Source organism: Burkholderia glumae LMG 2196 = ATCC 33617 (genome assembly GCF_000960995.1).
In the GTDB taxonomy this organism is placed as follows: domain Bacteria; phylum Pseudomonadota; class Gammaproteobacteria; order Burkholderiales; family Burkholderiaceae; genus Burkholderia; species Burkholderia glumae.
Window position 1 is genome coordinate 1385635 of sequence record NZ_CP009434.1, and the last position, 25606, is coordinate 1411240.

The following is a 25606-nucleotide window of genomic DNA, read 5'->3' on the forward strand; positions in this document are numbered from 1 at the left end:
TGTGCGCGGGATCGTCGCGCGCGACAGCCGGCTGTCGATTTCGGCCATGAGTCTGCGCAAGATCAAGTATTTTGGCGATACGGCCCGAATCGGACGATTCCCCGATCGCGGCGACTCAAGTTTTTCAGCCCCGGACCGTAAATGTCGTCAGCAAATGATTTGCGCGCAAGTGCCATTCAATCCTGTCGACCGGTCTGCCATGAACGCCCTGTTTTCCCGCTTTTCGATCCGTACCCGCCTCTATTCGACGCTGGCCCTGGCCGCCGCGCTGCTCTGCGTGACCGGCCTGATCGGTCTGTTCGGCATGCAGGGCTCGAACGACGCGCTGAAGAACGCCTATCTCTACGAACTCGCCGGCAAGACGGCCCTGGGCTCGGCGAACCTGAACCTGACGATCGCGCGCACCACCATCGACCGCGCCATCCTGCATCCGGACAACCCGGACCTGCAGTCGGTGCTCGACAAGGCCGAATCGTATCTGGCGACTTCCGACAAGGCCTGGAACGACTACATCTCGCTGCCGCACCAGGACGGCGAGCAGCCGCTTGCGGACGCGGTCGGCAGCGCGCGCGGCGCATTCATCTCGCAGGCGATCCGGCCGATGCTGGACGCGGTACGCGGCGGCCGTGCCGACGAGGCCGACCGCCTGGTGATGAAGGTCGCGCCGCCGCTGGCGGTGGCGCTTTCCAAGGCCACCGCCGATCTCGACGCGTTCGACATGCAGCGCGGGCGCCAGGAGTACGAGGGCGCGCAGCAGCGCTTCTCGACGCTGCGCCTGATTGCGCTGGCAACCATCGTGATCGGGCTCGGCGCCTGCCTGGGCTGCGCGATCGGGCTCCACTACGCGATCACGCGCCCGCTCGCGCACCTGCTCGATCATTTCCGCCGGCTCTCCGACGGCGATCTGACGCGCGAGCTGCAATGGAGCTCGCGCGACGAGATGGCCGAACTCGTGAGCGGCGTCACGCGCATGCAGCGCAACCTGGCGGAGACGGTCCGGCGCGTGATGCACGGCTCGGAGTCGATCGCCACCGCCACGCGCCAGATCTCGGCCGGCAACACCGATCTCTCGCAGCGCACCGAGGAGCAGGCCGCCACGCTCGAACAGACCGCGGCCAGCATGGCGCAGCTGACCACCACCGTGCGCCAGAACGCCGACCATGCGCGCGACGCCCGCGAATCGGCCGACGACGCCACCCGCATCGCCTCGCAGGGCGCCTCGGTGGTGAGCGAGGTGGTCGGCACCATGAACGACATCGATCGCAGCTCGCAGCGCGTGGCCGACATCATCGGCACGATCGAGGGCATCGCGTTCCAGACCAACATCCTGGCGCTGAACGCGGCGGTGGAGGCGGCGCGGGCCGGCGAGCAGGGCCGCGGCTTCGCGGTGGTGGCGGGCGAGGTGCGCACGCTCGCGCAGCGTTCGGCCAGCGCCGCCAAGGAGATCCGCGCGCTGATCGGCGAATCGGTGGAGCGCGTCGCGGCCGGCTCGCGGCTGGTCGGCACGGCCGGCAACACCATGAACGAGATCCGCGACGCCATCACGCGCGTCAACGACAGCATGGCCGCGATCGCGGCCGCCTCCGACGAGCAGCGCGACGGCATCGAGCAGGTCAGCCGCGCGGTCTCGCAGATGGACGAGGTCTCGCAGCAGAACGCGGCGCTCGTCGAGCAGGCTGCGGCCGCGGCCTCCGCGCTCGAGGAGCAGGCCAACGGACTGCGCGAGGCGGTGCGCGCGTTCCGCGTGGCCTGAGCCGGCGCGCCGCGGCCGGGGCGACGCAAGGGGCGCGATCCGCCGCGTCCCGCGTCCCGCGTCGCCGGCGTGACCGGCGCGCCGGAAGGGATGCCCGGCGCGCCCGGTGCCGCCGGGCGCCGCCCCGGCGGTCGCCGCCGCGTCAGTTCGCGGGTGCGAGGCGCGCGGCGGCGCGCTGCGAGGCCACCACGATCAGCTTCATGGTCGCGCGCGTGGCGCCGACGAACAGCTTGCGCGCCGCGCGCGCGTCGAACGTCTCGAAATCGACCTCGGTCAGGATCACGCAGGGCGCGGCCTGGCCCTTGAAGCGATAGATCGAATCGAGCAGCACCTCGCCTTCCTGATACTCCGGTGTGCCGAACAGATCGTACTTGCCGGTGAAGCGGCGCACGCGATGCGGGCCGAGCTGGTCGAGCGGCGTGAACACCGAACTTTCACGGCCGCGATAGGACAGCACCGCGATGTCCTGCTTGCGAAAGCCCAGCGACAGCGCCTGCGTGATCGCGCGCTTGGTGGCGTCGATGCAGGCCTCGCCCGTGGCGTCGCCGTCGTCGTAGACGTTGAAGCTCAGCTCCGAGCCGTCGAGCGGGCTGCCCGATTTCAGTTCGGCCGCGAGTGGCTCCAGCTCGCCCACCACGTGGCGCAGGTAGTGCAGCACGTCGCGAGGGCTGCGGTAGTTGGTCAGTTCGCGCAGCGTGACCCAGCCGTCGAACGGCACGTCGTCGCGCGCGTAGAGCGCCTGCAGCGGGTCTTCCAGCCACCACCAGGCGCCGTGCGGCGCCAGCAGGCGTTCGAGCGCGGCGGCCCAGTCGGGCTGGAAATCCTGTCCCTCGTCGACGATCAGCACGTCGAAGTGCCAGCGTTCGGGCACCGGCGTGGCCGCGAAACGCGCCGCGAGCCGCGTGAACGCGTCCGGTTCGGCAAAGTCGGGCGTGTGGCCGGTATCGCGCAGCACGGTGTCGCAGAACTGGTGGTAGTTGGCGATGGTCGCGCCTTCCGGGGCCAGCCGCTTGATCGAGTCGGCCAGCGGGCGGTTGAAGCAGACGTAGAGCACGCGGCGGCCGGCGGCCACGGCGTCGCGCATCACGCGCACCGCGAGCTGGGTCTTGCCCGAGCCGGCGGTGGCGATCACCCGCAGCCGGAACGGCGTGAACTCGAGCCGGCGCGCCCAGGTGGCGAGGCCGGCCGACAGCCGCGTGACGAGCGTGTCGGCCTGGCCGACCAGCGCGCTCGTGTCCGGCGCGAGCGAGAGCTCGTCGGCGAGGAAGTGGTGGATCTTCGCGGCGCTCGCGAACGGCGGCTCGTCGGCCGGCAGCGCGGCCTCGATCACGGCGGCCAGCTGGCCGCGGCGCGTCGCGTCGACGATGCGCTCGGGCGGCAGCCCCGCGATCGCCGGATTCGTGACCGTGTGGTCGGGGCAGTAGAGCAGCGCGTCCACGCCGTACTCGCCGGCGCCGAACGCGGCCGTCAGGCGCCGGTGCAGCGTCTCCTGCATCTGCGCGAGCTGGATCGCGACGTTGCGCTCGGTCTTCATGTAGACCTTGGCGAGCCCCTTCGGCGTCTCGCGCAGGAAGCCCGCCTTCTGCTCCACCAGCAGCACGCGCCCCGAGGGGCTCACCACCACGAAATCGGCCTCGCCGAACACCGAGAAATGATGGTCGGGACGCGTCCAGTGCACGCCGTGGTAGATCGTGTAGGCGTCGGGCAGCGCGCCTTCGAGCATCGTCAGCGTGTCGCGCTCGCGCTGCGCCGCGCCGGTGGCGGCGACGCTCTTCCAGTCGTCGGGGATGATGCGGGCCATGAAGGGACTCGGGGGTGGGGGCGTCGGCTATTGTACGCACGCCACCGCGGCCGCGGCACGCAATGCCGCGGGCACGCGCGGGCCGCGCCGCAACCGGCCTCGCGCGCCATGGCGGCGCCCGCGCCGACGGGGCGCCGCGCCCGCCCGCGGCCGGCTCAGTGCCGCGCGAGCCGCTTGGCCAGATCGGCGCAGAGCAAGGCCAGACGCGCCGGTTTCTCGTAGCAGGCCACGTCGAAGGTGCGCATCACGTCGCTGATCTCGGCCTCGCTGACCTGGCCCGCGAGCAGCGCGCCCGTCAGCACGAAGATCGGCGCGCCGGGGTTGTCGGAGGCCCGCACGGCGCGGATCACCGGCGTGGCCGGCTGGCCGTCGAACAGCCATTCGGTCAGCACCGCGTCGAACGCCTGGTTTTGCAGCGCGTCGATGAACGGCGTCAGCGTATCGAAATGCACCGTCGCGAAGCCCTGCTCGTCGAGGTAGCGGCAGACCTGCCCGGCGGTGGCCAGGTCGCTGTCGATCACCGCCACCTGCAGCCGGTCGTTCTCGACTCGGCGCGGATAGATCTCGATCTTGTGGACGTCGTAGGCGTTCTGGTAGAGCACGCCGTTCTGGCGCAGCACGCGCCAGCGGCCCTGGTTCTCGTAGGCGACGAATTCCGGGCGCGCGCCCGGTTCGAGCTGCGCGCCGACCCAGACCGTGCAGGGGATCTCGGCGACGCCGGCGAACAGGATCGCGTCGTGCGCGCTCGCGCCCACCATGCCGGGGTCGAGCGACTGCGCGCCGAACAGCTGCGCGGCCGGCTCGCCGTAGGCTTCGGCGACCTTGCGGATCTGCGAGAGGGTCCAGGGGCTGCTGCCGCGCAGCTTGCGGTGGCCCTGGGAAAAGCTCAGATCGAGAATCCGGCACAGTTCGGTGGTCTGTTGCCGTTTCCCGATGCCATTGCGGCTCATCAGCTCGCGCACGCGTTCGGCGACGGCTAGGGAGTCCGTGGTCACTGCTTCGTTGGTCATGCTTGGCGGATGCGATCGGATCGAGAGGGTGTCGCTTTACAACGGCGGATTCATGGCGGACAAAGCCGCTGGGGAGTACGGCGAGCCGACCGGCCACGCATGCAGCCGTTAACTCTACCGCAATTCAGAAACCGCTCTGTCGACATTTACACCGGCTGATGGGAAAGCTGTTACGAAACATTGCGAAATGTTCGTCCCCGTCAAGGCCCGGGCCGCGGCACGCGCTCGTCGAGCCGCGCGCGTGCCGGCCAAGCCGCGCTGCCGTGGGCCCGGGGCGCCGTCTCCGTAACATAGGCGAGCGGTGGTATCGGCGCCAGTCGGGCCGGCAGCCCCCGCATGCGACTGGTTGGTGTTTTTTTGTGTTCGCGCCGGCCGCCGGCCGCTCGCGGCCGGCCGGTAGAATGGCACGACCGCCGAGGCGGCATCCCGCCGCCCCGCCATCATCGCCTTGCCGACCGCCCGACGCCCCGCATGACCACCACCTATCCGCTGTACCGCGCGTTTTCCCGCGCGGACGAACCGTTTCCGACGCAAGCCGAGGTCGTGATCGCCGGCGCCGGCATCATGGGCTGCGCGGCGGCCTACTATCTCGCCCGGCGCGGCATCCGGGCGGTGGTGTTCGACAAGTCGCGCGTGGCGGGCCAGCAGTCCACGCGCGCCTGGGGCTTCGTGCGCCAGCAGGGGCGCGAGGCCGCCGAGGTGCCGCTGATGATGGCCGGCATGCGGATCTGGGAGGGGCTCGAGGCCGAACTCGGCGCCGATCTCGAATGGCGCCAGGGCGGCTGCCTCTATCTGGCCGACCAGGACGAGGACTGGGCCGCGTTCCAGGACTGGCTCGGCGTGGCGCGCGAGCATGGGCTCGATACCCGTGCACTCGCGCCCGCCGAGGTCGGGCGCCATGTGACGGGGCTCGCCGCGCCGGTACTCGGCGGCCTGTACACCGCCTCCGACGGGCAGGCCGAGCCGCGCCGCGTGGCGCCCGCGTTCGCCGCGCGCGCCATCGAGCGCGGCGCGCGCTTCTTCGACGGCTGCGGCGTGAGCGCGATCGAGACGGCGGGCGGCGCGGTGACGGGCGTGGTGACCGAGCGCGGCCTCGTGAAGACCTCGCGCGTGATCTGCGCGGCCGGCGCGGCCAGCTTCCGGCTGCTCGACGGGGTGGGCATCCGCCTGCCGCAGCAGACCGTGCGCGGCACCTGCATCCGCACCAACGCGCTGCCGGCCGTGTCGGCGGCGACCCTCTGGGGCCACGGGCTCGGCATACGCCAGCGCGCCGACGGCGCCATCAACCTGGCCGACGACATGAGCGTCGACGTCGACCTGACGCTCGGCCATCTGCGCGGGCTGTCGCTGTTCATGCCTGAACTCTGGAAGCATCGCCGGAAATTCCGGCTTCATCTGAACGGCGCGCTGCTCGGCGACCTCGCGCGGCGCATCGGCGGCGGCCCCGGCGCGATCGAGCCGCGCGAGCCGCAGCCGCGCCCCAATCCCGCGCAGGGGCCGCGCGCGCTGGCGCGGCTCAGGCGGATCTTCCCGGCGCTCGCGGCGGCGCAGGCCGTCGAGAGCTGGGCCGGGCTGATCGACGTGCTGCCCGACGGGATTCCGGTGATCGACGCGCCCGACGCGGTGCGCGGGCTCGCCATCGCGACCGGCTTCTGCGGGCACGGCTTCGCGATGGGGCCGATCGTCGGGCGGCTGCTCGCGGAGCTGATCGATGGCGGCGCGCCGTCGCTCGAACTGGGCGCGTTTCGGGCGCGCCGCTTCGTCGACGGCACCATGCAGCGGCCGCGCAGCATGCTGTGAAGGACGACGGGCGGGCGGCCGGGGCCGGGCGCCCGCGACCGTCCGATGCGCCGCCGCGGGCGGGCGTGCCGGGCACGCGCTGCCCGAGACGCGTCGGCGGGGCGGCCGCGGCGGGAGCCCGGGCGCGCTGCCCGGCGCGCGGCCGGAAGCACGCCGGGCCGAGTTCTGCGATGCTTGGCAAGCCCCACGCTTGTCGGCATGATTCAAGGCCACGCATTTGCGCCGCTCCCGTCGACGGGCGGTGCCCACCGAAGGAGCGCAGCGCCATGCTGCAAGGATGAAGTCCATGCGCTGTTGGTTCCCTTTTCACGCCGCCCGGCGGGCCGCCTGGCCGGCGCCGGCCCGGGCGCGCCGTGCCGCGTGGGTGCCGGCGCTCGCCGCCGCGGTGGCGCTGGCCGCTGCCGGCGGCCCGGCGGCAGGCGCCGGTGCCAACGGCGCGGAGCTGGCCGCGGCGCGCTTCCAGGCGCTGCTGAGCTGCGCGCCCGGCGCGCAGGTGCCGGGGCCGGCCGAGCGCGCGGCGTGGCGCGCGGCGGGCCTGTCGTTTACCGGCTATGCGCACGACGGCGCCGTGCTGCTCGACGACCAGCACGACGCGCCGTCCGATGCGTGGGAGGAACTGCGCGTGCGGTTTCCGCGCCCCGTGACGATCGAGGGCAGCCCGGTGACGCTGATCCATCTGGCCAGGCAGCAGAGCGGGGACACGGCTGCCGATACCGACCTCACCGTCTACGCCGAGACGAGCGGCGAGATCGGCACCTTCGCGGCCGCGCGCCGGCTCGCGCCGCTGCCCTCGGCGGTGCCGGCGGGGCTCGACATCGAGGGCAATGCCGAGGACGGGCACGCGGCCCTGTTCCATGCCGGCTATCTGCGCTGGGCGACGCCGCTGTCCAAGCTTCAGGCCGATGCGCTGAGCGAGCCGGGCAGCCTGTATCTGCCGGGCGCGCACCGGCTGCCGTCGGCCCGCTTCGCCGGCGCGCTGGCGGGCGAGCCGGGCCGCTTCGCGTTCGGCTGCGTGGTGTTCGGGCCGGACGTGACGCCGGTGGACGGCATGTGAGCGCCGGGCGCCGCGGGGGCGGCCGCCGGCCTGTCACGGCCCGGCGAGCCCGCCGCGCGGCGTGGCCGCGTGCGGCCCGCGCCGCTGGCCGCCGGCGGAAAGCGGCCGGCCGCGTCCCGGCGGGCTGCGGGGCGCGCTCCGCAGCCCGATGCCACGGCGAGCCGGATGGCGCCCGTCCGTATCGGCGCGGTCGGCGACGGTTCCCGTCGCGATGCCGGGTGCTTCATCGAGGTTTGGGATGCCGCGTGTGCCGGCCCGCCTCGCCCCTCTAGTCCCGCCCCAATTCTCTCCGGCGCCGTGCCGGGCCGCCGGCGCGGCACGTTCCGTGCTGGCGCGATGCGCCGAGGCGGGCCCGGCGGCGGCCGCCGCGAGCCGTTGCTGCCCCGGCGCCCCGGACCGCGCTACCGGCGCCCGCCCTGGCCGGCCGGCGCGGCCAGGGCCGCCCGCGGCCTGCGCCGGCCCCCCAGGTTGAAAAACATCATGTCGCGCTTGCCACGCCGCGTTCGAAACTCGGTACTATTCAGCGTTTTTTGAAATATCCGGTAAACATGAAAGTTCGAAATGCGAGCCTTTGGGCGCCGGCGGGCATGCGGCGCTGGGTCTATGCCGCCGGGGCGCTGGTGCTCGCGATCGCCGTGCGGCTCGCGTTGCATCCGCTGCTCGGTCCGGTCATGCCCGGCACCGCCTTCGCGATCATGGCGGTGCTGGTCGAATACTATCTGGGGCTCGCGCCGGCCCTGGTGGTCATGTTCTCCGCGCTGCCGATCGCCGACTTTCTGTTCGTGCCGCCTTATGCCTCGCTCGACGAGTTCCTGACGTTCGACCGCGGCGACATCGTGCTGCTGGTCTCCTATCCGCTCGTCACGCTGCTCGTCATCTCGCTGGTGGAGCGGCTGCGCCGTGCCCAGTTTCGCGCGCGGCTGATCACCTCGGTCGCGCAGTCGCGCTACGAGATGCTGCTGCGCCAGGACAACGATCGCCTGCTCGCGCGCCGCGCCGTGGACGAAACGCACCGCCTGCTGCGCCATCTCGCCCAGCACCAGTCGCAGCTGATTCTGATCAAGGCGCTCGAACGCAACGCCGCGCAGCGCGCGCAGGTCGGCCAGAGCGTCGACGCGCCGCTGCCGTTCGGCGGCGAGGTCGCCCCCGGCCCGCGCTACGCGCAGGTCCATCCCGACGACATCCAGCGCATCACGCACACGCTGTCGGCGGGCAGCCAGCGGGTGCGCGCGCGCTCGGACGACAGCGGCGGCGAGTTCCGCCTCACGCAGTGCCAATGCGAACGATTCACGACGCACGCGGGCGATTTCCTCGTGCTGCGCGTGGAGGAGCAAGGCTGAGATGGCGAGCCTCGAGACGACCCGCGCCGACACCGCGAGCCGCCCGGCCCGCGCCTCGGCCGCCGCGCCGATCTTCGGCGAAGGCGATGGCCATGCCGTGCTGCTGCTGCACGGCCTGTCCAGTTCGCCGCTCGAATTGCGCTACCTGGCGCGCTACCTGCACGAGGAAGGCTTCACGGTTTGCGCGCCGGTGCTCGACGGCTACAGCGCGGGCTCGTCCGAGCAGCCGATGGAGCGCTGGATCGAGGGCGCGGTGCGCGAGTTCGATGCGCTCGCGGCGCGCTACGAGCGCGTCTCGGTGTGCGGGCTGTCGATCGGCGGGGCGCTCGCGCTGCGGCTGATCCAGGAGCGCCCGCAGGCGCAGGCGCTGGCGCTGCTGTCGCTGACGCTGGCCTACAACGGCTGGGCGATCCCGTGGTATCGCTTCATCCTCGACCTGGCCTACTACACGCCGCTGCGGCACCGCTACCGCTACCGCGAGGCCGAGCCGTTCGGCCTGCGCAACGAGGCGCTGCGCGCCAAGATCGCGCGAGCGATGGAGCGCGACGCGTTCAGCGAGGTCGGCCCGGCGGAAATCTCGCTGCCGGCGCTGCACCAGGCCAACCGGCTTGCGCGCCTGGCGCGCCAGGGGCTCGAGCGGATCGAGAACGACACGCTGGTGATCCACGCGATCGACGACGAGACCTCGAGCCCGCGCAATCCGAACTACGTCATCGAGCGGATCGGTGCAAGCTTTCTGCGCACCATCTGGCTCGACGATTCCTATCACATGATCACCTCGGACAACGAACGGGAAATCGTTGCGCGCGAGACCGCGCTGTTCCTCCGCGAGAGCGAGATCACGCACGGCGCCGGCAGCGGAGCGAATCCGCCGGTGGTGTCGAAGGCGCTCGCGCGGCGGCTGCGCCAGCTCGCGGCGGTGGCCCGCAAGAGCAAATGAAATGAAGACCCTGTTCCTCTGGAAGACGGCGGCGCCGCTCGCCGCGATGCTGCTCGCCTCGGCCGCGCACGCCGGCCCCGACGGCGCGGCCGACGGCAGCGCCGGCGCCACGGCGTCGCCGTGGAAGATCACGGTCGGCCCGGGCGTCTACGTCGCCCCGCAGTATCCGGGCTCGCGGCATCTGAAGGCCTATCCGTTCCCGGCGCTCGACATCTCCTACCGCGACACGTTCTTCTCGCAAGGCCCGGACGTGCTCGGCTGGAACGTGCTGCACAGCGACACCTACCACCTCGGCGCGGCGATCAGCTTCGATTTCCAGTCGCGCGACGCGAACGACGACGGCCGGCTGCGCGGCCTGCCCGACGTCCACGACGGCCCGAAGCTGAAGCTGTTCGCCGACTACACGGTGTGGGCGTTCACCGGGGCGCTGGCCGTCTATCGCGACGTGGTCGGCTACGGGCAGGGCACCACGGCCAGCGCCGATCTCTACGCCTCGCTGCCGCTCAAGGGCTGGCTGTTCTCGGTCGGCCCGGGCCTGACCTGGGCCAACGGCGCCTACACGCGCACGCTGTTCGGCATCTCGCCGTCGGAAAGCGCCGCGTCCGGGCTGCCGCAATACGGCACCGGCGCCGGCATCCGCGACATCCACCTGAACTTCTACATGACGCACGACTTCTCGCGCCACTGGGTCGGCACCGTCAATTCGACGCTCGGGCGGCTGCAGCGCTTCGCGGCGAACAGCCCGATCACGCAGCGCCGCACCGAATGGACCACGTTCGCCTCGCTCGGCTACCGGTTCTGACCGGCGCGCGCGCCGCCCGCGAACCGGCGCGCGGGGCGATTCGCCGGTAGCATGTGGTTCGGGCGGCGGCGGGCGGGGCGCACGCGCCGCTCGCCGCTGCGGCCCGTTGCGCCCTCGATTGCCGATCCACCGAACGCGATGAACCCATCCCTCTCCCTTGGCCGTCTGCTCGCGCAGGCCTTCACGAGCCACACCCAGATCGACACGCCGCCCGAGGCGGTCCTGCCGCGCGAGGCGCGCGCCGCCTACGACGCGCAGCACGAGTTGGTGGCGGCGCTCGGCGACACGATCGGCGGCTGGAAGGTCGGCGCGAAGACGCCCGACGGCCCGCGCCAGGGCGCGCCGCTGCCCAGGCACGGCGTCTGGCTCGACGACACGGGCGTCTACACGGCCGACGCGCGCCGGCCGTGCGGGCTCGAACTCGAGTTCGCGTTCCGCTTCGGCCGCCGCTTCGAGCCGGCCGAGCGCCCCTATCCGGACGCCGAGGTCGAGGCGGCGATCGCCGAGGTCGGTGCCACCATCGAGGTGGTGGCGAGCCGCTTCGCCGCGTTTCCGGCCGTCGATCGCCTGCTGCAGCTTGCCGACCTGCAGAACCACGGCGCGCTCGCGGCCGGCGAGTTCGTGCCGTATCGTGCCGATCTGCCGTTCGTCTCGCCCGCGCTGTCGTTCACGTTCAACGGCCAGCCGCTGTTCCAGGGTGTCCCGGCGAACCCGGCCGGCGACCCGCGCCGCCTGCTGAGCTGGCTCGTCAATCACGCGACGGTCGAGCGCGGCGTCGCGATCACGCCCGACCAGCTCGTCACCTGCGGCAGCTACGTCGGCCTCGTGAACGTGGCGGGCAGCGGCGTGGCCGTCGGGCAGATCGGCGGCTTGCCGCCGGTCACGCTCACGGTGGCCTGAAGGCAGGCCGCGCGCCGGGGCACGCGCGCCGGCGGCGGGCGCCGCACCACGCTTGGTCTTGATCGGCTGCCTCGTCCCCAGCGCTGGCCGGGCGCGGCCGCGCTGCTCGGGCCGCGGCGCGCGCCACGGCCGCTGTCGCATCGAAGCGCGCCGCGCCGATAAGCATTGCAGCAATCGCGATTTGGCCGGCGCGCGGGTTTGATTACCATCGGCGCTCCGGGCGGGCGATCGTGATCGCCCGCCGGCGTCCGTGACCGGCGCAGGGCACGGCACGGACCTTCCGACCAACCGAACACGGACACCAGGCAACGATGCGACGCGGGCTCCCGATCTCCCCCATGATTTCCACCACCGGCCAGCCGGGCGCCACGGCCGGCGGCACCACCCGGCGCGACTGGCTGAGGGCGGCGGGCACCGCCGCGGCGCTCGCGCTGGCGCGGCCGGCAGGGCTCGCCGGGCTCGGTGCGCTCGCGAGCGGCACCGCGTGCGCGGCGGGCGACGCGGCCACGCTGCGGATCGGCTATCAGAAATACGGCAACTTCGTCGTGCTGAAGGCGCGCGGCACGCTGGAAAAGCGGCTCGCGCCGCTCGGCGTGGGCGTGCGCTGGATCGAATTCCCGGGCGGCCCGCAACTGCTCGAGGGGCTCGCGGCCGGCGCCCTGGACATCGGCACCGTCGGCGAGACCCCGCCGATCTTCGCGCAGGCCGGCAAGGTCGATTTCGTCTATATCGGCGCCGAGCCGCCCGCGCCGAAGGGCGAGGCGATCGTGGTGCCGCGCGACTCGCCGATTCGCGGCGTGGCGGGCCTGCGCGGCAAGAAGGTCGCGCTCAATCGCGGCTCCAACGTCCACTACCTGCTGGTGAAGGCGCTGCAGGCGGCGAAGCTCGACTATCGCGACATCGAGCCCGTCTATCTGGCGCCGGCCGACGGGCGCGCCGCGTTCGAGCAGCGTGGGGTCGACGCCTGGGTGATCTGGGACCCGTACCTGGCGGCGGTCGAGCGCCAGACCGGCGCGCGCACGCTGGCCAACGGCGAGGGGCTGGTCCGCAACACGCAGTATTACCTCGCGAGCCGGCCGTTCGCGACGGCGCGGCCCGAGATCGTGCGCGCCGTGCTGGCCGAGATCGATGCCACCGATGCCTGGGCGCGCGATCACGTGCCCGAGGTCGCCGCACAACTCGCGCCGCTGGTCGGGCTCGACGCGCCGACGCTGGAGCTGGCGCTCGGCCGCGCCGCCTACCGGGTGGAGCCGATCAGCGACGCGACGCTCGCCTATCAGCAGCAGGTCGCCGATGCGTTCACCGCGCTGAAGCTGATCCCGGGCAGGCTCGACGTGACGCAGGCGCGCTGGACGGCGCGCTGAGACGCGCGCCCCCGGCGGCGTCGCGCAGCCAGGCGGCGCCGGCGAGCGCGGCACCTGCCGGGCTCAGTCGGCCCAGAGCTGCCAGAGCAGCGCGAGGTTGAGCACCAGAATCAAGGCGGTGGCCGCCCAGGCCGCCGCGTGCACCCAGCCGCGGATGCGCCAGCGGCCCATCAGCGCCGGGTCGGCGGCGAAGCGCACCAGCGGGATCACGGCCAGCGGCAGTTGCAGGCTCAGCACGACCTGGCTCGCCACCAGCAGTTGCGCGGAACCGTGATTGCCGAACGCGGCCACGGCCACCAGCGCCGGCCCGATCGCGAGCGCGCGCGTGAGGATCGCGCGCCGCGTGGGCGAGATGCGCAGCTTCAGGAAACCCTCCATCACGATCTGCCCGGCGAGCGTGCCGGTCACGGTGGCGTTGAGCCCGCAGGCGAGCAGCGCGGCGGCGAACAGCAGGCTCGCCCAGTGGCTGCCGACCAGCGGCGCGAGCAGCCGGTGGGCGTCGGCGAGGTCGTCCACGCCGGTGTGGCCGCTCGCGTGGAACACCGCCGCGGCCACGATCAGCAGCGCCGCGTTGACGACGAACGCGAAGCCGAGCGAGAAGAAGGTGTCGAAGCCCACGCCGCGCATCGTGCCGGCGATCTCGGCGTCGCGCTCGCGGCGCGCCGCGGCGCCGTGGTGCCCGCGCCGGCCGCCGCGGGCGCTGCCGGCGGGCGGCGCGTGGCGCTTGACGAGCGCCGAGTGCAGATAGAGGTTGTGCGGCATCACCGTGGCGCCGACGATGCCGGCCGCGAGCCAGACCATGCCGGCGTTGCGGACCAGCTCGGCGGACGGCGCGAAGCCGCCGAGCGCCGCGGCCCAGTCGGGCTGCGCGAGCGCGACCTCGGCCACGAAGCAGAGCGCGACGAACAGGATCAGCGCGGCCACGCAGGCCTCGAGCGTGCGATGGCCGCGCCGCTGCAGCGCGAGCATCGCGAAGGTGCCGACCGCCGAGATCAGCACGCCGGCCAGCAGCGGCACGTGCAGCAGCATCTGCAACGCCACCGCGCAGCCCACCACCTCGGCCACGTCGCAGGCGATGATGGCGGCCTCGGTGGCGAGCCAGAGGGCCAGCGCGGCGCGCGGCGAGAGCCGTGCCCTGCACAGCTCGGCCAGATCGCGCCCGGTCACCACGCCCAGCCGCGCCGCCACCCATTGCAGCAGCACGGCGATCAGGCTTGCCAGCGCCACCACGCCGAGCAGGCGGTAGCCGAACTGCGCGCCGCCCGCCAGCGCGGTGGCCCAGTTGCCCGGGTCCATGTAGCCGACCGCCACCAGCGCGCCGGCGCCGGCGTAGCGGGTCCACGCAGTGGGCGGGCGCAGGCGGCGCACGGGCGAGGGCAGGGTGGGCATCGTCGGGTTGGGCATCGGTCGTGATCCGGCGGTGATCTGAAGAATAGCGAGACGCCATGGCATCTTTTATAAATGATAATTATTCTCGTTTGCATTTGACAATGAAAAAAACCGAATCGCTCGATAGTGGCGCAGGCGGCGCAACAGGGGCGCGGCCGCCGAGGCCGGCGGCCGGCCGGCGACGATCGCGCGGGCGCCGCGGCGCACGGCGCAAGGCCCGCGCCTGCCAGGGGCCCCTGGTTGGTCAGGAAAGCGGCAGGAAAGCGCGCGGCGGACGGCGGCGAATCAGGCGTGACCGCGCTGCGCAGGAGGCGGCGCGCAGCCGGTCGGGCGGGTCGGGCGCGAGGGGCGCCGGGCGCATGCCGGGGGGCCGGATCTGCCCGCCCGGCCGGGCGGGCGCGTCAGGCTTGCGCGCGCCGCGCCTCGTAGGCGCCGAGGTTCGCGTAGGCCACGCGCAGCAGCGACAGGGTGGTGGCGTCGTGCTGTTCGAGCCCGCCGCGCGAGATCAGGTCGCCCACCACATGCGCGGCCTCGATCGGCGCGCCGTTGAGCATGTCGCGCAGCATCGAGGCCGTCATCGGCGAGCCGGGCGCGTAGAGCATCGCGGTGGCGCGCTCGATGGTGGCCGCGTCGGCCGCGAAGCCGTTGTGGCGCGCGATCGCCAGGCATTCGTCGAAGATCGAGCCGATCAGCCGCTTGCCGTCCGGCGCCGCGAGGATCTCGCCCAGCGAGGCGCGGCACAGCGTGGTGCTGCAGGCGAGCGTGGCCAGGAACACCCACTTGTCCCACATCCGCTGGCGGATCGCCTCGTCGGCCCGCACCTCGAAGCCGGCGCCCGACAGCTCGCCGAGGATTGCCGTCACGCGCGCGTCGGGACCGCCCGCGAGCGCGCCGAAGGTGATCGCGTGCAGCTCGTTCAGGTGCGCGATCTCGTGACCTTCGTTCAGCGTCGCCGCGATCACGCACTGGCCGCCCAGCACGCGTGTCTCGCCGAACTGGCGGGTCAGCACGTCGATGTGGCGCATGCCGTTGAGGAGCGGCAGGATGCGCGTGGCCGGGCCCACCGCCGGCGCGAACGAGGCGATCGCGCCGTCGAGGCTGTAGGCCTTGCAGCTCAGCACGATCAGGTCGTAGTGGCCGTCGATCGCGGCCGCGTCCACGGTCTTCACCTCGGCCAGCGTCAGGTCGCCGTGCGGGCTGCGGATCACCAGCCCGTCGGCGTGCAACTGCGCGGCGCGGGCCGGGCGTACCAGAAACGAGACGTCGCGGCCCGCGTTCGCGAGCCGTCCGCCGAAATACCCGCCGACGGCGCCGGCGCCTACTATCAGAATTCGCATCGTCACTCCTGGGGAATCGGTGGCGCCGGGCAGGGCCGGCACCGTCGCGGATTGTCTCAGACCCGGGCGGCGCGTGCCGCGCGCGCACGCGTTCGGCGGCGCCGTGATACCGTCTCGGCGGACGCGGCGCCAAGGCCGGCCGGCAAGCCGCTCACGGCAGGCGGCCGCCGCGATCGTGGGCGAATCGTGAGCGCATGCGCACGGCCGCATGGCGGCGGGCGTGCGGAGCAGCGGAGGATGGTGGCTTGATGCGGATCTTTGCCTTATCGGACATCCACGTCGATTTCGACGACAACGCGGCGTGGGTCGCGTCGCTGTCGAGCGACGACTATCGTGACGACGTGCTGATCCTGGCCGGCGACGTGTCCGACTCGGTCGAGCGGCTCGAGCAATGCCTCGGCGCGTTCGCGAGCCGGTTCCGCCGGGTATTCTTCGTGCCGGGCAACCACGACCTCTGGGTGATCCGCGACGCGCCGGCCATCGATTCGCTCGACAAGTTCGAGCAGGTCGCGCGCATCGTCGAGGGCTGCGGCGCGACGATGCGTGCCGGGGTGGTGGGCGGCGTCTCGATCGTGCCGCTGCTCGGCTGGTACGACGGGTCGTTCGGCCTGCCCGGCCCCGAGCTGAGCGAGGCCTGGATGGATTTCCACGCCTGCCGCTGGCCGGCCGGCTGGACCGCCTCGCGCATCACCGAGCACTTCATCGGCAGCAACGCGCCGGCCGCGCCGCCCGCCGGCGCGCTCACCATCACGTTCTCGCACTTCCTGCCGCGCATCGACCTGATGCCCGACTACATCCCGCCGGCGCGCCGCATGCTCTATCCGGTGCTCGGCAGCAGCCAGATCGAGACGCTGATCCGCCGCGTCGGCCCCGACATCCACGTGTACGGCCACAGCCACGTCAATCGCGACGTCTCGATCGACGGCATCCGCTACGTCAACAACGCGTTCGGCTATCCGCACGAGACCCGGATCACGCAGAAGGCCTTGAAGTGCATTCACGAGGCCGGTTGAGGGCCTGCGCCGACAGGCCCGGGGCGCGGCCGCCGCGCCGCCGCCCGCAGCGCGCGGCCACGGGCGCCCGCTGAACGCGGGCCGATGCGCCGGAGACGGCGGCCAGCGGCGCGGACGGGTGCCCAACCGGTTGCGGGGACAACCGTCGACGCTCAGGCCGGCAGGGCGGGCTCGGCGCCGCGCGCGGCGCCGGCCTCGACCATGCCGCGCAGGTCGAACCCGGACGGATGCTGGTAGACGCGCAGCCCGAACTCCGGCAGCACGGCCAGCAGGTGGTCGAAGATGTCGCCCTGAATCGTCTCGTAGTCGAGCCAGGTGGTGGTGTCGGTGAAGCAGTAGAGTTCCAGCGGGATGCCCTCGGCGGTGGGCGGCAGCTGGCGCGCCATGCAGGTCATGCCGCGGTGGATGCGCGGGTGCTGCTGCAGGTAGTTGTCGCAATAGGCGCGGAACGTGCCGAGGTTGGTGAGCTGCCGGCGGTTGCCCATCCATTCGCCGTCGGCGCCGAGCGAGCCGTTCCATTCGGCCAGCGTGTCGAGCTTGCTCGCCAGGTACGCCTTCAGCAGCCGGAAGCGCTCGAGCCGCTCGATCTCGTCGTGGGCGAGGAAGCGCACGCTGGTGGCGTCGATGAACAGCGAGCGCTTGATGCGCCGCCCGCCCGACTCGGTCATGCCGCGCCAGTTCTGGTAGCTCTCGGTGATCAGCTTCCAGGTGGGAATCGTGATGATGGTGCGGTCGAAGTTCGACACCTTCACGGTGTTGAGCGTGATGTCGATCACGTCGCCGTCGGCGCCCGCGCTCGGCATCGTGATCCAGTCGCCGATCCGCAGCATGTCGTTCGAGGAGAGCTGCACGCCGGCCACCAGGCCGAGGATGGTGTCCTTGAAGATCAGCATCAGCACCGCCGACATCGCGCCGATGCCCGACAGCAGCAGCCCGATCTGCTTGCCGGTGACGGTGCCGATCACCACCAGCGTGGCGGTGATGAACATCGCGAGCTTGACGAGCTGCACGGCGCCCTTGAGCGAGAGCGCCGGCCGTGTGCGGGTGGTGCGGTGCAGATGCTCGACGGCCGACAGCACCGCGCTGACCAGCAGCGTGACGAGCAGCACCACGATCGCGAACAGCACCTTGTCGACCAGCTGCGCGGCCGGTTCGGGGATGTTCGGCACGGCGCGGAAACCGAGCTGGAACACCACGAACGGCACCAGCCGCGACAGCCACTTGAACGCGCCGAACTGGAACAGCACGTCGTCCAAGCGCGTCGGCGAGCGCTGCGCGAACTTCGCGACCACGCGGAACAGCAGGTAGCGCACGGCCGCGCCGATCGCGCACGACACGGCCAGCAGGATCAGACAGCCGACGAGCGGCGAAAACCAGGATGCATTCATTGGCTTGCTATCGAAACGAAGGAAACGGAGGGGACCGACGCGGCGAACCGGGCCGGGGCGCGCGGCGCGGCAACGAAGGCCATCCGTAATCGACTGCGCGGGCGCCGGCAAGGTTCCTGAGCGCGCGCGGCGCGGCGGCCGGCCGCTTGCCGCGTCGCGCGCGCCTTACTTCACGCAGTCCAGCGCGTAGCCGAGCGCCGGCGCCAGCAACTGGCGCCAGACGTCCCAGGTGTGGCCGCCGTCGACGATGCGCAGCTCGGCCGGACTGCGCGCACGCCGCAGGCTGGTGTAGAGCACGCTCGCTTCGGCCTGGATCGACAGATCGTCGTCGCCGGCCGCGATGAACACCGGCACGCGCCAGGGCTGCGCGAGGTAGTCGCGCAGCAGCGGCGGGTAGTTCAGCGCGTGCCAGACCTGCGGATCGAACCGGCGCTCGCCGAACACGCCCACGTAGCGCGCGGCCGAGCCCGGCGGCGGCTGGTCGGCGTAGATCGCCGGGCTCAGCAGCAGCGCGCCGCAGAACCGGTCCGGCGCCATCAGCGCGAAGCGCAGCGCGCCGTAGCCGCCCATCGAGACGCCGCCGATCGCGCGGCCGGCGCGCTGGCTCGATACCGCGTAATGCGCCTCGACGTCGGAAAGCAGATCCTCGAGGAACGCCGTCTGCATCGGCTCCTTGCGATCGACGTACCAGTCGGTGCCGGCCTGCGGCATGACGATCACCACCGGCGGGATTGCGTGCCGCGCGATCAGTTCGTCGGCCGTCAGCTGCAGGCGGCCCTGCGTGATCCAGTCGTTCGCGTTGGCCGCGTTGCCGTGCAGCAGGTACAGCACCGGATGGCGCATCCCGTCGTCGCGATAGCCGGGCGGCAGATAGACCGTGTACGACCAGTCGCGCTGCAGCGTGGCCGAGCGGAACGTGCGCACGACCACGCGGCTGGCGGCGGGCGCGCGCCCGCCTGGGGGGCGCGTGGCCGCGCGCGGCGCCGGTTGGGCGGCGGCGCCGGCGGCGGTGTCGACGGTGTTGACGACCTTGGCGTGGGCGGGCGCGGCGCGCAGGGCGGCGAGCGCGGTCAGCACGACGAGCGCGCATGCGGCGGCAGCCGGCGCGGCCCGGCCGCCGAGCCACGCGCCGGCTCGCGCGCGCCGAACCGCGCGGCGCGCGGCAGGCGCGATCGGCGCGCCCCGCGCCCGGGCGGCACGGCGCGCGACGGCGGGCCCGCCGGCCTGCGGCGAGCCGCCTCCGGCCGCGGGCAGTGCCTGCGGCGCACGCGCGGGCTCGGGCGGGCGGGGTGCCGTGCCGTGACGGGGCGCGGGCATGCGCACGATGGCCATCGCCGCCGCCCCGCTCAGCGCCGCGAGCGGCGCAACGGCAGCCGCGCGGCGAGCGGACCATACAGCTTCGCGACCAGATAGAGCAGGCCGATCGCGACGGCATCGGCGCTCAGGCCGAGCGGCACGTCGAGATAGCCGTCGGTTTCCCAGTAGAGCACCGAGTCCACCGACAGCGAGATCGCCGTGCCTGCCACGAAGCAGAGCAGCCCCTGGCGGCCGATCGTGCCGATCCACGGCAGCATGCGCGCCACCTTGTGCATCCAGCCGAGGTGGACCAGCTTGGCTGCGAGCCAGGCGATCGCGAGAAAATTGGCGAGCCGCAGCGGGCCGAGGTTCTGCTTGATCGCCGGATCGGTCGGGAACGGCTCGATGCGCAGCCGGTAATAGGCGCCCGCCGCCACCACGGCCACCGCCAGCGCCGTCACCGCCACCCCGCGCGGCTGCCGCGACAGCGACGCATAGACCGGCTGGCAGCGCGACAGCGCGCCGAGCACGAACAGGAACTGCCAGGCGAACGGATTGAAATCCCATGGCACGCCGTCCGCCGTCGGCAGGTAGCCGGCGATGCGCCGCGCCGACAGCCAGATCAGCAGGCTGACGGCGAGCAGCAGCCAGGGCTTGTCGCGAGCGAGCGGCAGGGCCAGCGGCACCAGCGCCGCGAAGAACGCGTACATCGGCAGCACCGAGGCCAGATAGGGCTGGCGTCGCAACAGCAGGATGTCGCGCAGCGCCGCGAACGGGCGGTGCATGAGCCCGTCGAGATCGTTGGTCGGCATGTTCGGGCCGTCGATCGCGAGCGCGCCGAGCACCGCCGTGATCAGCAGCATCAGTCCGGCCGTGATCAGGAACGCCCGGTAGATTTCGAACGCGCGGCGGATGAAGCGCTGCCGCGCGACCGCCTCGGTCTGCCGTTCGGCCAGCGAGTTGTAGGCGATCGCGGTGGCGAAGCCGCCGAGGAAGACGAACACCTCGGCCGCGTCGCAGAGCGCGTAGGCGTGCAGCGTCACGCGCGACAGCACGCTGCCGCCGATATGGTCGACCACGATCACGAGCAGCACCAGCCCGCGAAAGAAGTCGAGCTCGGCGAACCGGCCGGACCGGCTGGCCGGCGGCGGGCTCATGCGAGGCGGCGCCGGGCGGCGCGCGATGGACGAGCGAAGCGAAGCGCAGCGGCGGCGCGGCGCGGCGAAAGAATCGACATGAAGCGGGCGGCGGGGAGCGGAAACGGACGTGATTGTGCCATCGTCGGGCGCAGCTCTGCAGATATCGGGCGGCGCCGGCCGCGACGGGCCGCCGGCTCGACGCGGCCTGGTTGGCGGCATCACGAGTTGGCAATACGCAACGACGCCCACCGGCCGTTCGAACGACATGGACGGCGCCCCCGCAGCGTGACACACTTTGCCATCATCGATGGCGCCGCCCTGTCGCCGATCGCCTTTGGCCGATCGCGCCGTGGCCGGCTGCCCGATTTCCCGATTTTCGAGGTCCGACGGACGGAGCCCGCGCCGCGCGGCCCGCCGCGCGGTGCCGGTTTTCCGGTTCGGAGACTGTCGACGATGAACAAGCCCCTGCTGCTCGCCGCCGTCACCGTGGCGCTGGCGGCGCCCGCCTTCGCACAGACCAGCGTCGCGCTGTACGGCGTGATCGACGAGGGCCTCGACTACACCAACCATGCCGGCGTCGACGGCGTCAACCACGGCGTCTACGCGCTCGCGAGCGGCTATGCGCAGCGCAGCAGCTGGGGCCTGCGCGGCGCCGAGGACCTGGGCGGCGGCCTGAAGGCGATCTTCACGCTGGAAAGCGGCTTCGACCTCAACCGCGGCGGCCTCTCCAACGGCGGCCGGCTGTTCGGGCGCCAGGCGTTCGTCGGGCTCACGCACGCCCAGTACGGCGCGCTGACGCTGGGCCGGCAATACGATTCGGTGGTGGACTACCTCGCGCCGCTGACGGCTGCCGGCAGCTGGGGCGGCATGCTGATGTCGCATCCGTTCGACAACGACAATGCCGACAACACGGCGCGTGCGAACAACAGCGTCAAGTACGCGAGCCCCGGCTTCGGCGGCCTCACGTTCGGCGGCGCTTACAGCTTCGGCAACGGCACCGGCTTCGCGACCAACCGCGAATACAGCGCCGGCGCGCACTACGGGTTCGGCGGCCTGCAGGTGGGCGCGGCCTACCTGCAGGCCGACAAGCCGGGGCGCACCGCCGATGGCGCGGCCGCCGCCGGCGACACCAATTTCGTCGCCGACCGGGTGCGGATCTTCGGCGGCGGCGTGAATTACACGTTCGGCGAGGCGACCGTCGGCCTCGTCTATACGAAGACGGACCTGCAGCATCCGGTGGCCACCGTCTATCTGCCGGCGGGCACGCTGTCGGGGCTCGGGCTGACGGCCACCCGGTTCGACAACTTCGAGGTCAACGGCAAGTACCAGCTCACGCCGGCGTTCTTCCTGGGCGCCCAATACGCCTACACGAGCGGGATCTTCGACACCGCCGACGGCGCGGCGAAGCCCCATTACCACACGCTCGGGCTGATGGCCGACTACAGCCTGTCCAAGCAGACCGACGTCTACCTGCAGGGCGCCTGGCAGCGCGTGGGCGGCGACCGCACCGGCACCGCGGCCGACGGCGGCTACCTGATCGGCACCGACGGGCCGTCCGCCTCGTCGAGCCAGTTCTCGGTGCGCGCCGCGATCCGGCACAAGTTCTGACTCCAGACGGCGGCAGCCACCCGGCCCGCGCGGCCGGGGCGCGCAGGCCGGCCGCGTGCTCCCGTATTGGTTTCGCCCGAAGGCGCATGCGCCAGCGGCCAAATCGTGATTTTCCTCGTGACACGCAACTAACGGTCTGCCCGCCAGGCGCCCGCCAGCACCGCTTCGCGTTGAGAACCAGCTCGGCAGGCGCGAGGCCCGGCCCGCTCGCGCCGAGGCGGACTCAGGCAAAGCCAGAGGGTGCCGGGCTGCGCGGGCTGGCATCCTCGTCGCGGTTGCCGTTTCCATTTCTTTCATCGGAATCTCGCCATGGATTCATCGGGTTCGACGGCGGCCATGGTGGTCGCCGCATTCGCGCTGGCCGGCCTCGTGAAGGGCATGATCGGGCTCGGTCTGCCCACCGTCGCGATGGCGCTGCTCACGCTGGCGATGCCGCCGGCCGCCGCGGCGAGCCTGCTGGTGGTGCCCTCGCTCGTCACCAACGTCTGGCAGCTCGCGCACGGCCCCGCGTTCGGCGCGCTGGCGCGGCGCCTGTGGCCGCTGCTGGCCGGGATCGTCGCCGGCACGTTCGCGGGCGGCCTGCCGCCGCTGGCCCACGCGGCCCCGTGGACGCGCGTCGCGCTGGGAGCCGTGGTCGCGCTGTACGGCGCGTGGGGGCTGGCCGCGCCGCGCCTGCCGGCGCCGGGGCACCGCGAGCGCTGGCTGGCGCCGCTGGCCGGCTACCTGACGGGCGCCATCACGGCCGCCACCGGCGTGTTCGTGATGCCGGCCGTACCGTATCTGCAGGCGCTGCGCCTCGACAAGGCGCAACTCGTGCAGGCGCTCGGTCTGTCGTTTACGGTCTCGACGCTCGCGCTTGCCGTGCAACTCGCCTTCACCTCGGGATGGCAGCCGGTCGATCTCGGCATGTCGGCGCTCGCGCTCGTGCCGGCGCTCGCCGGCATGGCGGGCGGGACGATCCTTCGCAACAGGGTGGGCGAAGCCACCTTCCGGCATGCCTGGTTCGCCGGATTCGTCGCGCTCGGGCTGTACATGGCGGTGGGGCCGGCGCGCGGCTGAGCGCCGGCTTGCGTGGGTGCCGGCCTGGCCCGGCGGCCGTGGGTCCGCTTGCCGGGCGACGCGGGTTCGTTGCGCGCCCAACGGCGATTTGTCGACCCGGCCAGATCAGGCGTTGCGCGGCGCGCCCTCGGTCAGGAAGGCGACGAAGTCGCGCGTGTAGTTCGGCAGCGCGGAAAAATCGCGCGCGCACAGCACGAGCCGGCGGTGCGCCCAGGCGTCGGTCAGCTCCACGGTGGCGAGCTGCAGGGTGGCCAGCGCGCGATGCGCCGCGTGCCGCGACACCACGCCGATGCCCACGCCGCTCTCGATCACGCGGCAGATCGCATCGAAGCTGCGCAGCTGCGCGCGATAGGCGAGGCGCTTGCCCAGCGCCTTCGCCTGCTCGGCCAGATGCGCGTGCAGCGCGCTGCCGTCGGTCAGGCCCACGAAGGCGGCGTCCACGATCTCGCTGAACGATACCGAGGCGCGCGCGGCCAGCGGATCGGCCGCCGCGGCGACCACCAGCAGCCAGTCCTCGCGGAACGGCAGCTGTTCGAGGCCGTCGAGCCCGACCGAATCGGCGACGATGCCCACCTCGGCGCTGCGGGCGCGGAGCGCGTGGACGATCTCCTCGCTCGAGCGTTCCTCGACGCTGATCGAGATGCCCGGATGCCGCGGCAGGTAGCCGGCCAGCGCGTCGGGCAGGTATTCGCTGAGCGAGGCGGTGTTGCAGAGCAGGCGGATGCGCGCGCGCAGCCCGTCGCCGAACTGCTGCAGCTCGCCGTGCATCTGCTCGATCTGCTGCAGCACGACCCGCGCGTGATGTTCGAGCGAACGGCCCGCGTCGGTGGGCTGCGTGCCGCGCTGCGTGCGGTGCAGCAGCGGCACGCCGAGCGTGTCCTCCATGCCGCGGATTCGCTCGCTCGCCGACTGCAGCGTGAGGCAGGTGCGTTCGGCGCCGCCCGTGATGCTGCCGGCATGGCAGACGTTCAGGAAGAGACGCAGGTCGGTCAGGTCGAATCGCATGGTCGCCTCCGTGGCGGCATGAAGAGGGCGTGGGCGGTGACGCGGGCGCGAGCCCACGCCGGGGGCGGGCGCGGTCCTGCCGGCCAAGCGCGGCCGGCGATACGATAGCAGGCGCCGCGCGCGGCGCGCCTCAGGCATTGGCTGAGGCAGGATGCGCCGGTTCCGCATGGTGGCCGCGCGCGCGGCCGTGCAAGATGGCGGGCAGGGCCGATGGCTCGCCAGGCAGGCGCGGCGCACGGCATTCATCCCGCACCCAGGAGGCGGCAATGCGCGACGATCCCGGCTGGTCCCTGTCGTTCAGGCTCGCGCTGCACATCGTGTTTCTCGGCATCGGCCTCGCGCTGGCCTGGACGGCGCTGCTCGAACGGCTCGGCTGAACGCGCCGCGCCTATTTGCGGCCGGCCAGATAGTCGACGCCCGCCGGCCCGTAGAACTCGGCGTGCGGCGTCTGCGCCGGCAGGTGGAACACGTCGCCGGGGCGGTAGACGGTGTCGACGCCGGCGATGCGCAGCGTGATCTCGCCGGCGACGATCAGCGCCTTCGCCTCGAACGGGTGCGCGTGCTCGGCCATCGAGCCGGGCTCGCGCCTGACGGCGACGGGCGCGGCGAAGCCTTCGCGGGCGAGCGCGGCGACGAACGTGTCGTGGTCCATGGTGGCTCCTGGATGGCCGATGAGGGAGACCGGCCCGCCGTCACGATACCGCTTGCCGGCTGCGGCGTCATGCGCGCTGCGGGCACGTTACGCCGCGCGCCGATGCGGATTTTTTGTCATCGTTGCTTGCATCCGGTTACAGGTGCGCGCGGCCAATTTTGAGAAGCTTGGCGGCCCCTGCGCACCCCCGAATTGGACATGAACGACCATCACACCATCGCATCACGAGGATCGCGCGGCGCCGCCTGGTGCGCCGCGCTGGCGGCTGCCTGCCTGGCGGCTGGCTGCGCCGCCGGCGGCCCGCCGCTGCCGGGCGACACCCTGGCGGGCGCCCCGGCCGCCGTGCCGCCCGGCGGCCCGCTGGCGCAGCCGAAGGCAGGGCCGGACGCCGGCGACGCGCGGCGCATCGTGCGCGCCACGCGCCGCCATGCGCAGCGCGTGGCGCTCGCGTGGCCCGCCGACGGCCCGGTGGTCGCCGGGTTCCAGCCCGGCCGCAACCGCGGCATCGAGATCGCGGTGCGCTCGGGCGAGCCGGTGCGTGCGGCCGCCGACGGCCGCGTGATGTATGCCGGCACCGGCCTCAACGATTACGGTTCGCTCGTGATCGTCCAGCACAGCGCCGATATCCTCACCGCCTATGCACGCAGCGGCCGCCTGCTCGTGAAGACCGGCGACATCGTCCGGCAGGGCGAACCGATCGCCCAGGCGGGCGCGCCGGACCGGGCGCGCGACGCGGCCGTCTGCTTCGAGGTGCGCCGCGACGGCAAGCCTGTCGATCCGGTCGCTTACCTGCCGCCGCGGCAGGGCTGAGGCGCGCACCTGGGCGCGGGCCGGCGGGCGGGCTCGCGCGTGAGCTGGCCGCTTGGCGGGCCGGCGTCATGGCGGCTCGCCGCGCCGGTTCGTCGGCTCGGTGCCGAATTCGGGCGCGGTTCGAGCGGCAGCCGCGGCTTGCCCAC

General features: G+C 72.5%; 21 protein-coding genes. 12 read left to right on the forward strand and 9 right to left on the reverse strand.

Annotated features, from left to right (window positions below; translation table 11 throughout):
* Nucleotides 1-199 precede the first annotated feature (199 nt).
* Nucleotides 200-1753 carry a methyl-accepting chemotaxis protein gene (locus tag KS03_RS07235; protein ID WP_015877474.1) on the forward strand — a complete coding sequence of 518 codons (1554 nt, stop codon included), beginning with the start codon at nucleotides 200-202 and terminating at the stop codon, nucleotides 1751-1753.
* A gap of 142 nt (nucleotides 1754-1895) precedes the next feature.
* Here KS03_RS07235 and KS03_RS07240 read toward each other — a convergent pair whose 3' ends face one another.
* A complete protein-coding gene (locus KS03_RS07240) occupies nucleotides 1896-3554 on the reverse strand; it encodes an ATP-binding domain-containing protein (protein WP_015877473.1) in 1659 nt (552 codons plus the stop codon).
* A gap of 155 nt (nucleotides 3555-3709) precedes the next feature.
* Nucleotides 3710-4564: a helix-turn-helix domain-containing protein gene (locus KS03_RS07245; protein WP_015877472.1), complete on the reverse strand. Its 855-nt coding sequence runs from the start codon at nucleotides 4562-4564 to the stop codon at nucleotides 3710-3712.
* A gap of 471 nt (nucleotides 4565-5035) precedes the next feature.
* Here KS03_RS07245 and KS03_RS07250 point away from each other — a divergent pair, with 471 nt between their 5' ends.
* From KS03_RS07250 to KS03_RS07280, 7 genes are all read left to right on the forward strand, one after another.
* Nucleotides 5036-6364: an NAD(P)/FAD-dependent oxidoreductase gene (locus KS03_RS07250; RefSeq protein WP_015877471.1), complete on the forward strand. Its 1329-nt coding sequence runs from the start codon at nucleotides 5036-5038 to the stop codon at nucleotides 6362-6364.
* 286 nt (nucleotides 6365-6650) lie between these two features.
* Nucleotides 6651-7418: a hypothetical protein gene (locus KS03_RS07255; RefSeq protein ID WP_045678739.1), complete on the forward strand. Its 768-nt coding sequence runs from the start codon at nucleotides 6651-6653 to the stop codon at nucleotides 7416-7418.
* A 548-nt stretch (nucleotides 7419-7966) separates the two neighbouring features.
* Nucleotides 7967-8758: a DUF4118 domain-containing protein gene (locus KS03_RS07260; protein WP_015877470.1), complete on the forward strand. Its 792-nt coding sequence runs from the start codon at nucleotides 7967-7969 to the stop codon at nucleotides 8756-8758.
* Nucleotide 8759: 1 nt separating this feature from the next.
* On the forward strand, nucleotides 8760-9698 hold the full coding sequence (locus tag KS03_RS07265; RefSeq protein ID WP_015877469.1) for an alpha/beta hydrolase: 939 nt from the start codon (nucleotides 8760-8762) through the stop codon (nucleotides 9696-9698).
* Between the two features lies 1 nt (nucleotide 9699).
* Complete coding sequence (locus tag KS03_RS07270; protein ID WP_015877468.1) at nucleotides 9700-10500, forward strand: MipA/OmpV family protein; 801 nt, start codon at nucleotides 9700-9702, stop codon at nucleotides 10498-10500.
* A gap of 138 nt (nucleotides 10501-10638) precedes the next feature.
* Nucleotides 10639-11400, forward strand: coding sequence for a 2-keto-4-pentenoate hydratase (locus KS03_RS07275; protein WP_015877467.1), 762 nt, complete (start codon nucleotides 10639-10641; stop codon nucleotides 11398-11400).
* Between the two features lie 338 nt (nucleotides 11401-11738).
* Nucleotides 11739-12764, forward strand: coding sequence for a sulfonate ABC transporter substrate-binding protein (locus tag KS03_RS07280; RefSeq protein WP_015877466.1), 1026 nt, complete (start codon nucleotides 11739-11741; stop codon nucleotides 12762-12764).
* Between the two features lie 63 nt (nucleotides 12765-12827).
* Here the strand turns inward: KS03_RS07280 and KS03_RS07285 are convergent, their stop codons facing one another.
* Together KS03_RS07285 and panE are read right to left on the reverse strand one after the other, a co-directional pair.
* Complete coding sequence (locus tag KS03_RS07285; RefSeq protein ID WP_045678803.1) at nucleotides 12828-14153, reverse strand: Nramp family divalent metal transporter; 1326 nt, start codon at nucleotides 14151-14153, stop codon at nucleotides 12828-12830.
* A gap of 401 nt (nucleotides 14154-14554) precedes the next feature.
* On the reverse strand, nucleotides 14555-15490 hold the full coding sequence (gene panE, locus KS03_RS07290; RefSeq protein WP_015877464.1) for a 2-dehydropantoate 2-reductase: 936 nt from the start codon (nucleotides 15488-15490) through the stop codon (nucleotides 14555-14557).
* 248 nt (nucleotides 15491-15738) lie between these two features.
* Here panE and KS03_RS07295 point away from each other — a divergent pair, with 248 nt between their 5' ends.
* Nucleotides 15739-16503, forward strand: a complete 765-nt coding sequence (locus KS03_RS07295; RefSeq protein ID WP_015877463.1) for a metallophosphoesterase family protein — start codon at nucleotides 15739-15741, stop codon at nucleotides 16501-16503.
* Nucleotides 16504-16655: 152 nt separating this feature from the next.
* On the opposite strand, the gene KS03_RS07300 is transcribed toward KS03_RS07295, so the two are convergent.
* From KS03_RS07300 to KS03_RS07310, 3 genes are all read right to left on the reverse strand, one after another.
* Nucleotides 16656-17891 (reverse strand): mechanosensitive ion channel family protein, encoded by a 1236-nt coding sequence (locus tag KS03_RS07300; RefSeq protein WP_015877462.1) that lies wholly within the window; start codon nucleotides 17889-17891, stop codon nucleotides 16656-16658.
* Between the two features lie 165 nt (nucleotides 17892-18056).
* Complete coding sequence (locus KS03_RS07305) at nucleotides 18057-18968, reverse strand: alpha/beta hydrolase (RefSeq protein WP_045678804.1); 912 nt, start codon at nucleotides 18966-18968, stop codon at nucleotides 18057-18059.
* A gap of 269 nt (nucleotides 18969-19237) precedes the next feature.
* A complete protein-coding gene (locus KS03_RS07310) occupies nucleotides 19238-20344 on the reverse strand; it encodes an OpgC domain-containing protein (RefSeq protein ID WP_015877460.1) in 1107 nt (368 codons plus the stop codon).
* A 435-nt stretch (nucleotides 20345-20779) separates the two neighbouring features.
* Here KS03_RS07310 and KS03_RS07315 point away from each other — a divergent pair, with 435 nt between their 5' ends.
* Together KS03_RS07315 and KS03_RS07320 are read left to right on the forward strand one after the other, a co-directional pair.
* Complete coding sequence (locus KS03_RS07315; RefSeq protein ID WP_015877459.1) at nucleotides 20780-21934, forward strand: porin; 1155 nt, start codon at nucleotides 20780-20782, stop codon at nucleotides 21932-21934.
* A gap of 309 nt (nucleotides 21935-22243) precedes the next feature.
* Nucleotides 22244-22993, forward strand: coding sequence for a sulfite exporter TauE/SafE family protein (locus tag KS03_RS07320; RefSeq protein ID WP_015877458.1), 750 nt, complete (start codon nucleotides 22244-22246; stop codon nucleotides 22991-22993).
* Nucleotides 22994-23098: 105 nt separating this feature from the next.
* On the opposite strand, the gene KS03_RS07325 is transcribed toward KS03_RS07320, so the two are convergent.
* Together KS03_RS07325 and KS03_RS07330 are read right to left on the reverse strand one after the other, a co-directional pair.
* Nucleotides 23099-23998, reverse strand: coding sequence for a LysR substrate-binding domain-containing protein (locus tag KS03_RS07325; RefSeq protein ID WP_015877457.1), 900 nt, complete (start codon nucleotides 23996-23998; stop codon nucleotides 23099-23101).
* A gap of 388 nt (nucleotides 23999-24386) precedes the next feature.
* A complete protein-coding gene (locus tag KS03_RS07330) occupies nucleotides 24387-24650 on the reverse strand; it encodes a cupin domain-containing protein (protein ID WP_015877455.1) in 264 nt (87 codons plus the stop codon).
* 198 nt (nucleotides 24651-24848) lie between these two features.
* Here KS03_RS07330 and KS03_RS07335 point away from each other — a divergent pair, with 198 nt between their 5' ends.
* Entirely contained in the window at nucleotides 24849-25460 is a 612-nt protein-coding gene (locus KS03_RS07335) for a murein hydrolase activator EnvC family protein (RefSeq protein ID WP_015877454.1), read from the forward strand.
* Nucleotides 25461-25606: the final 146 nt, after the last annotated feature.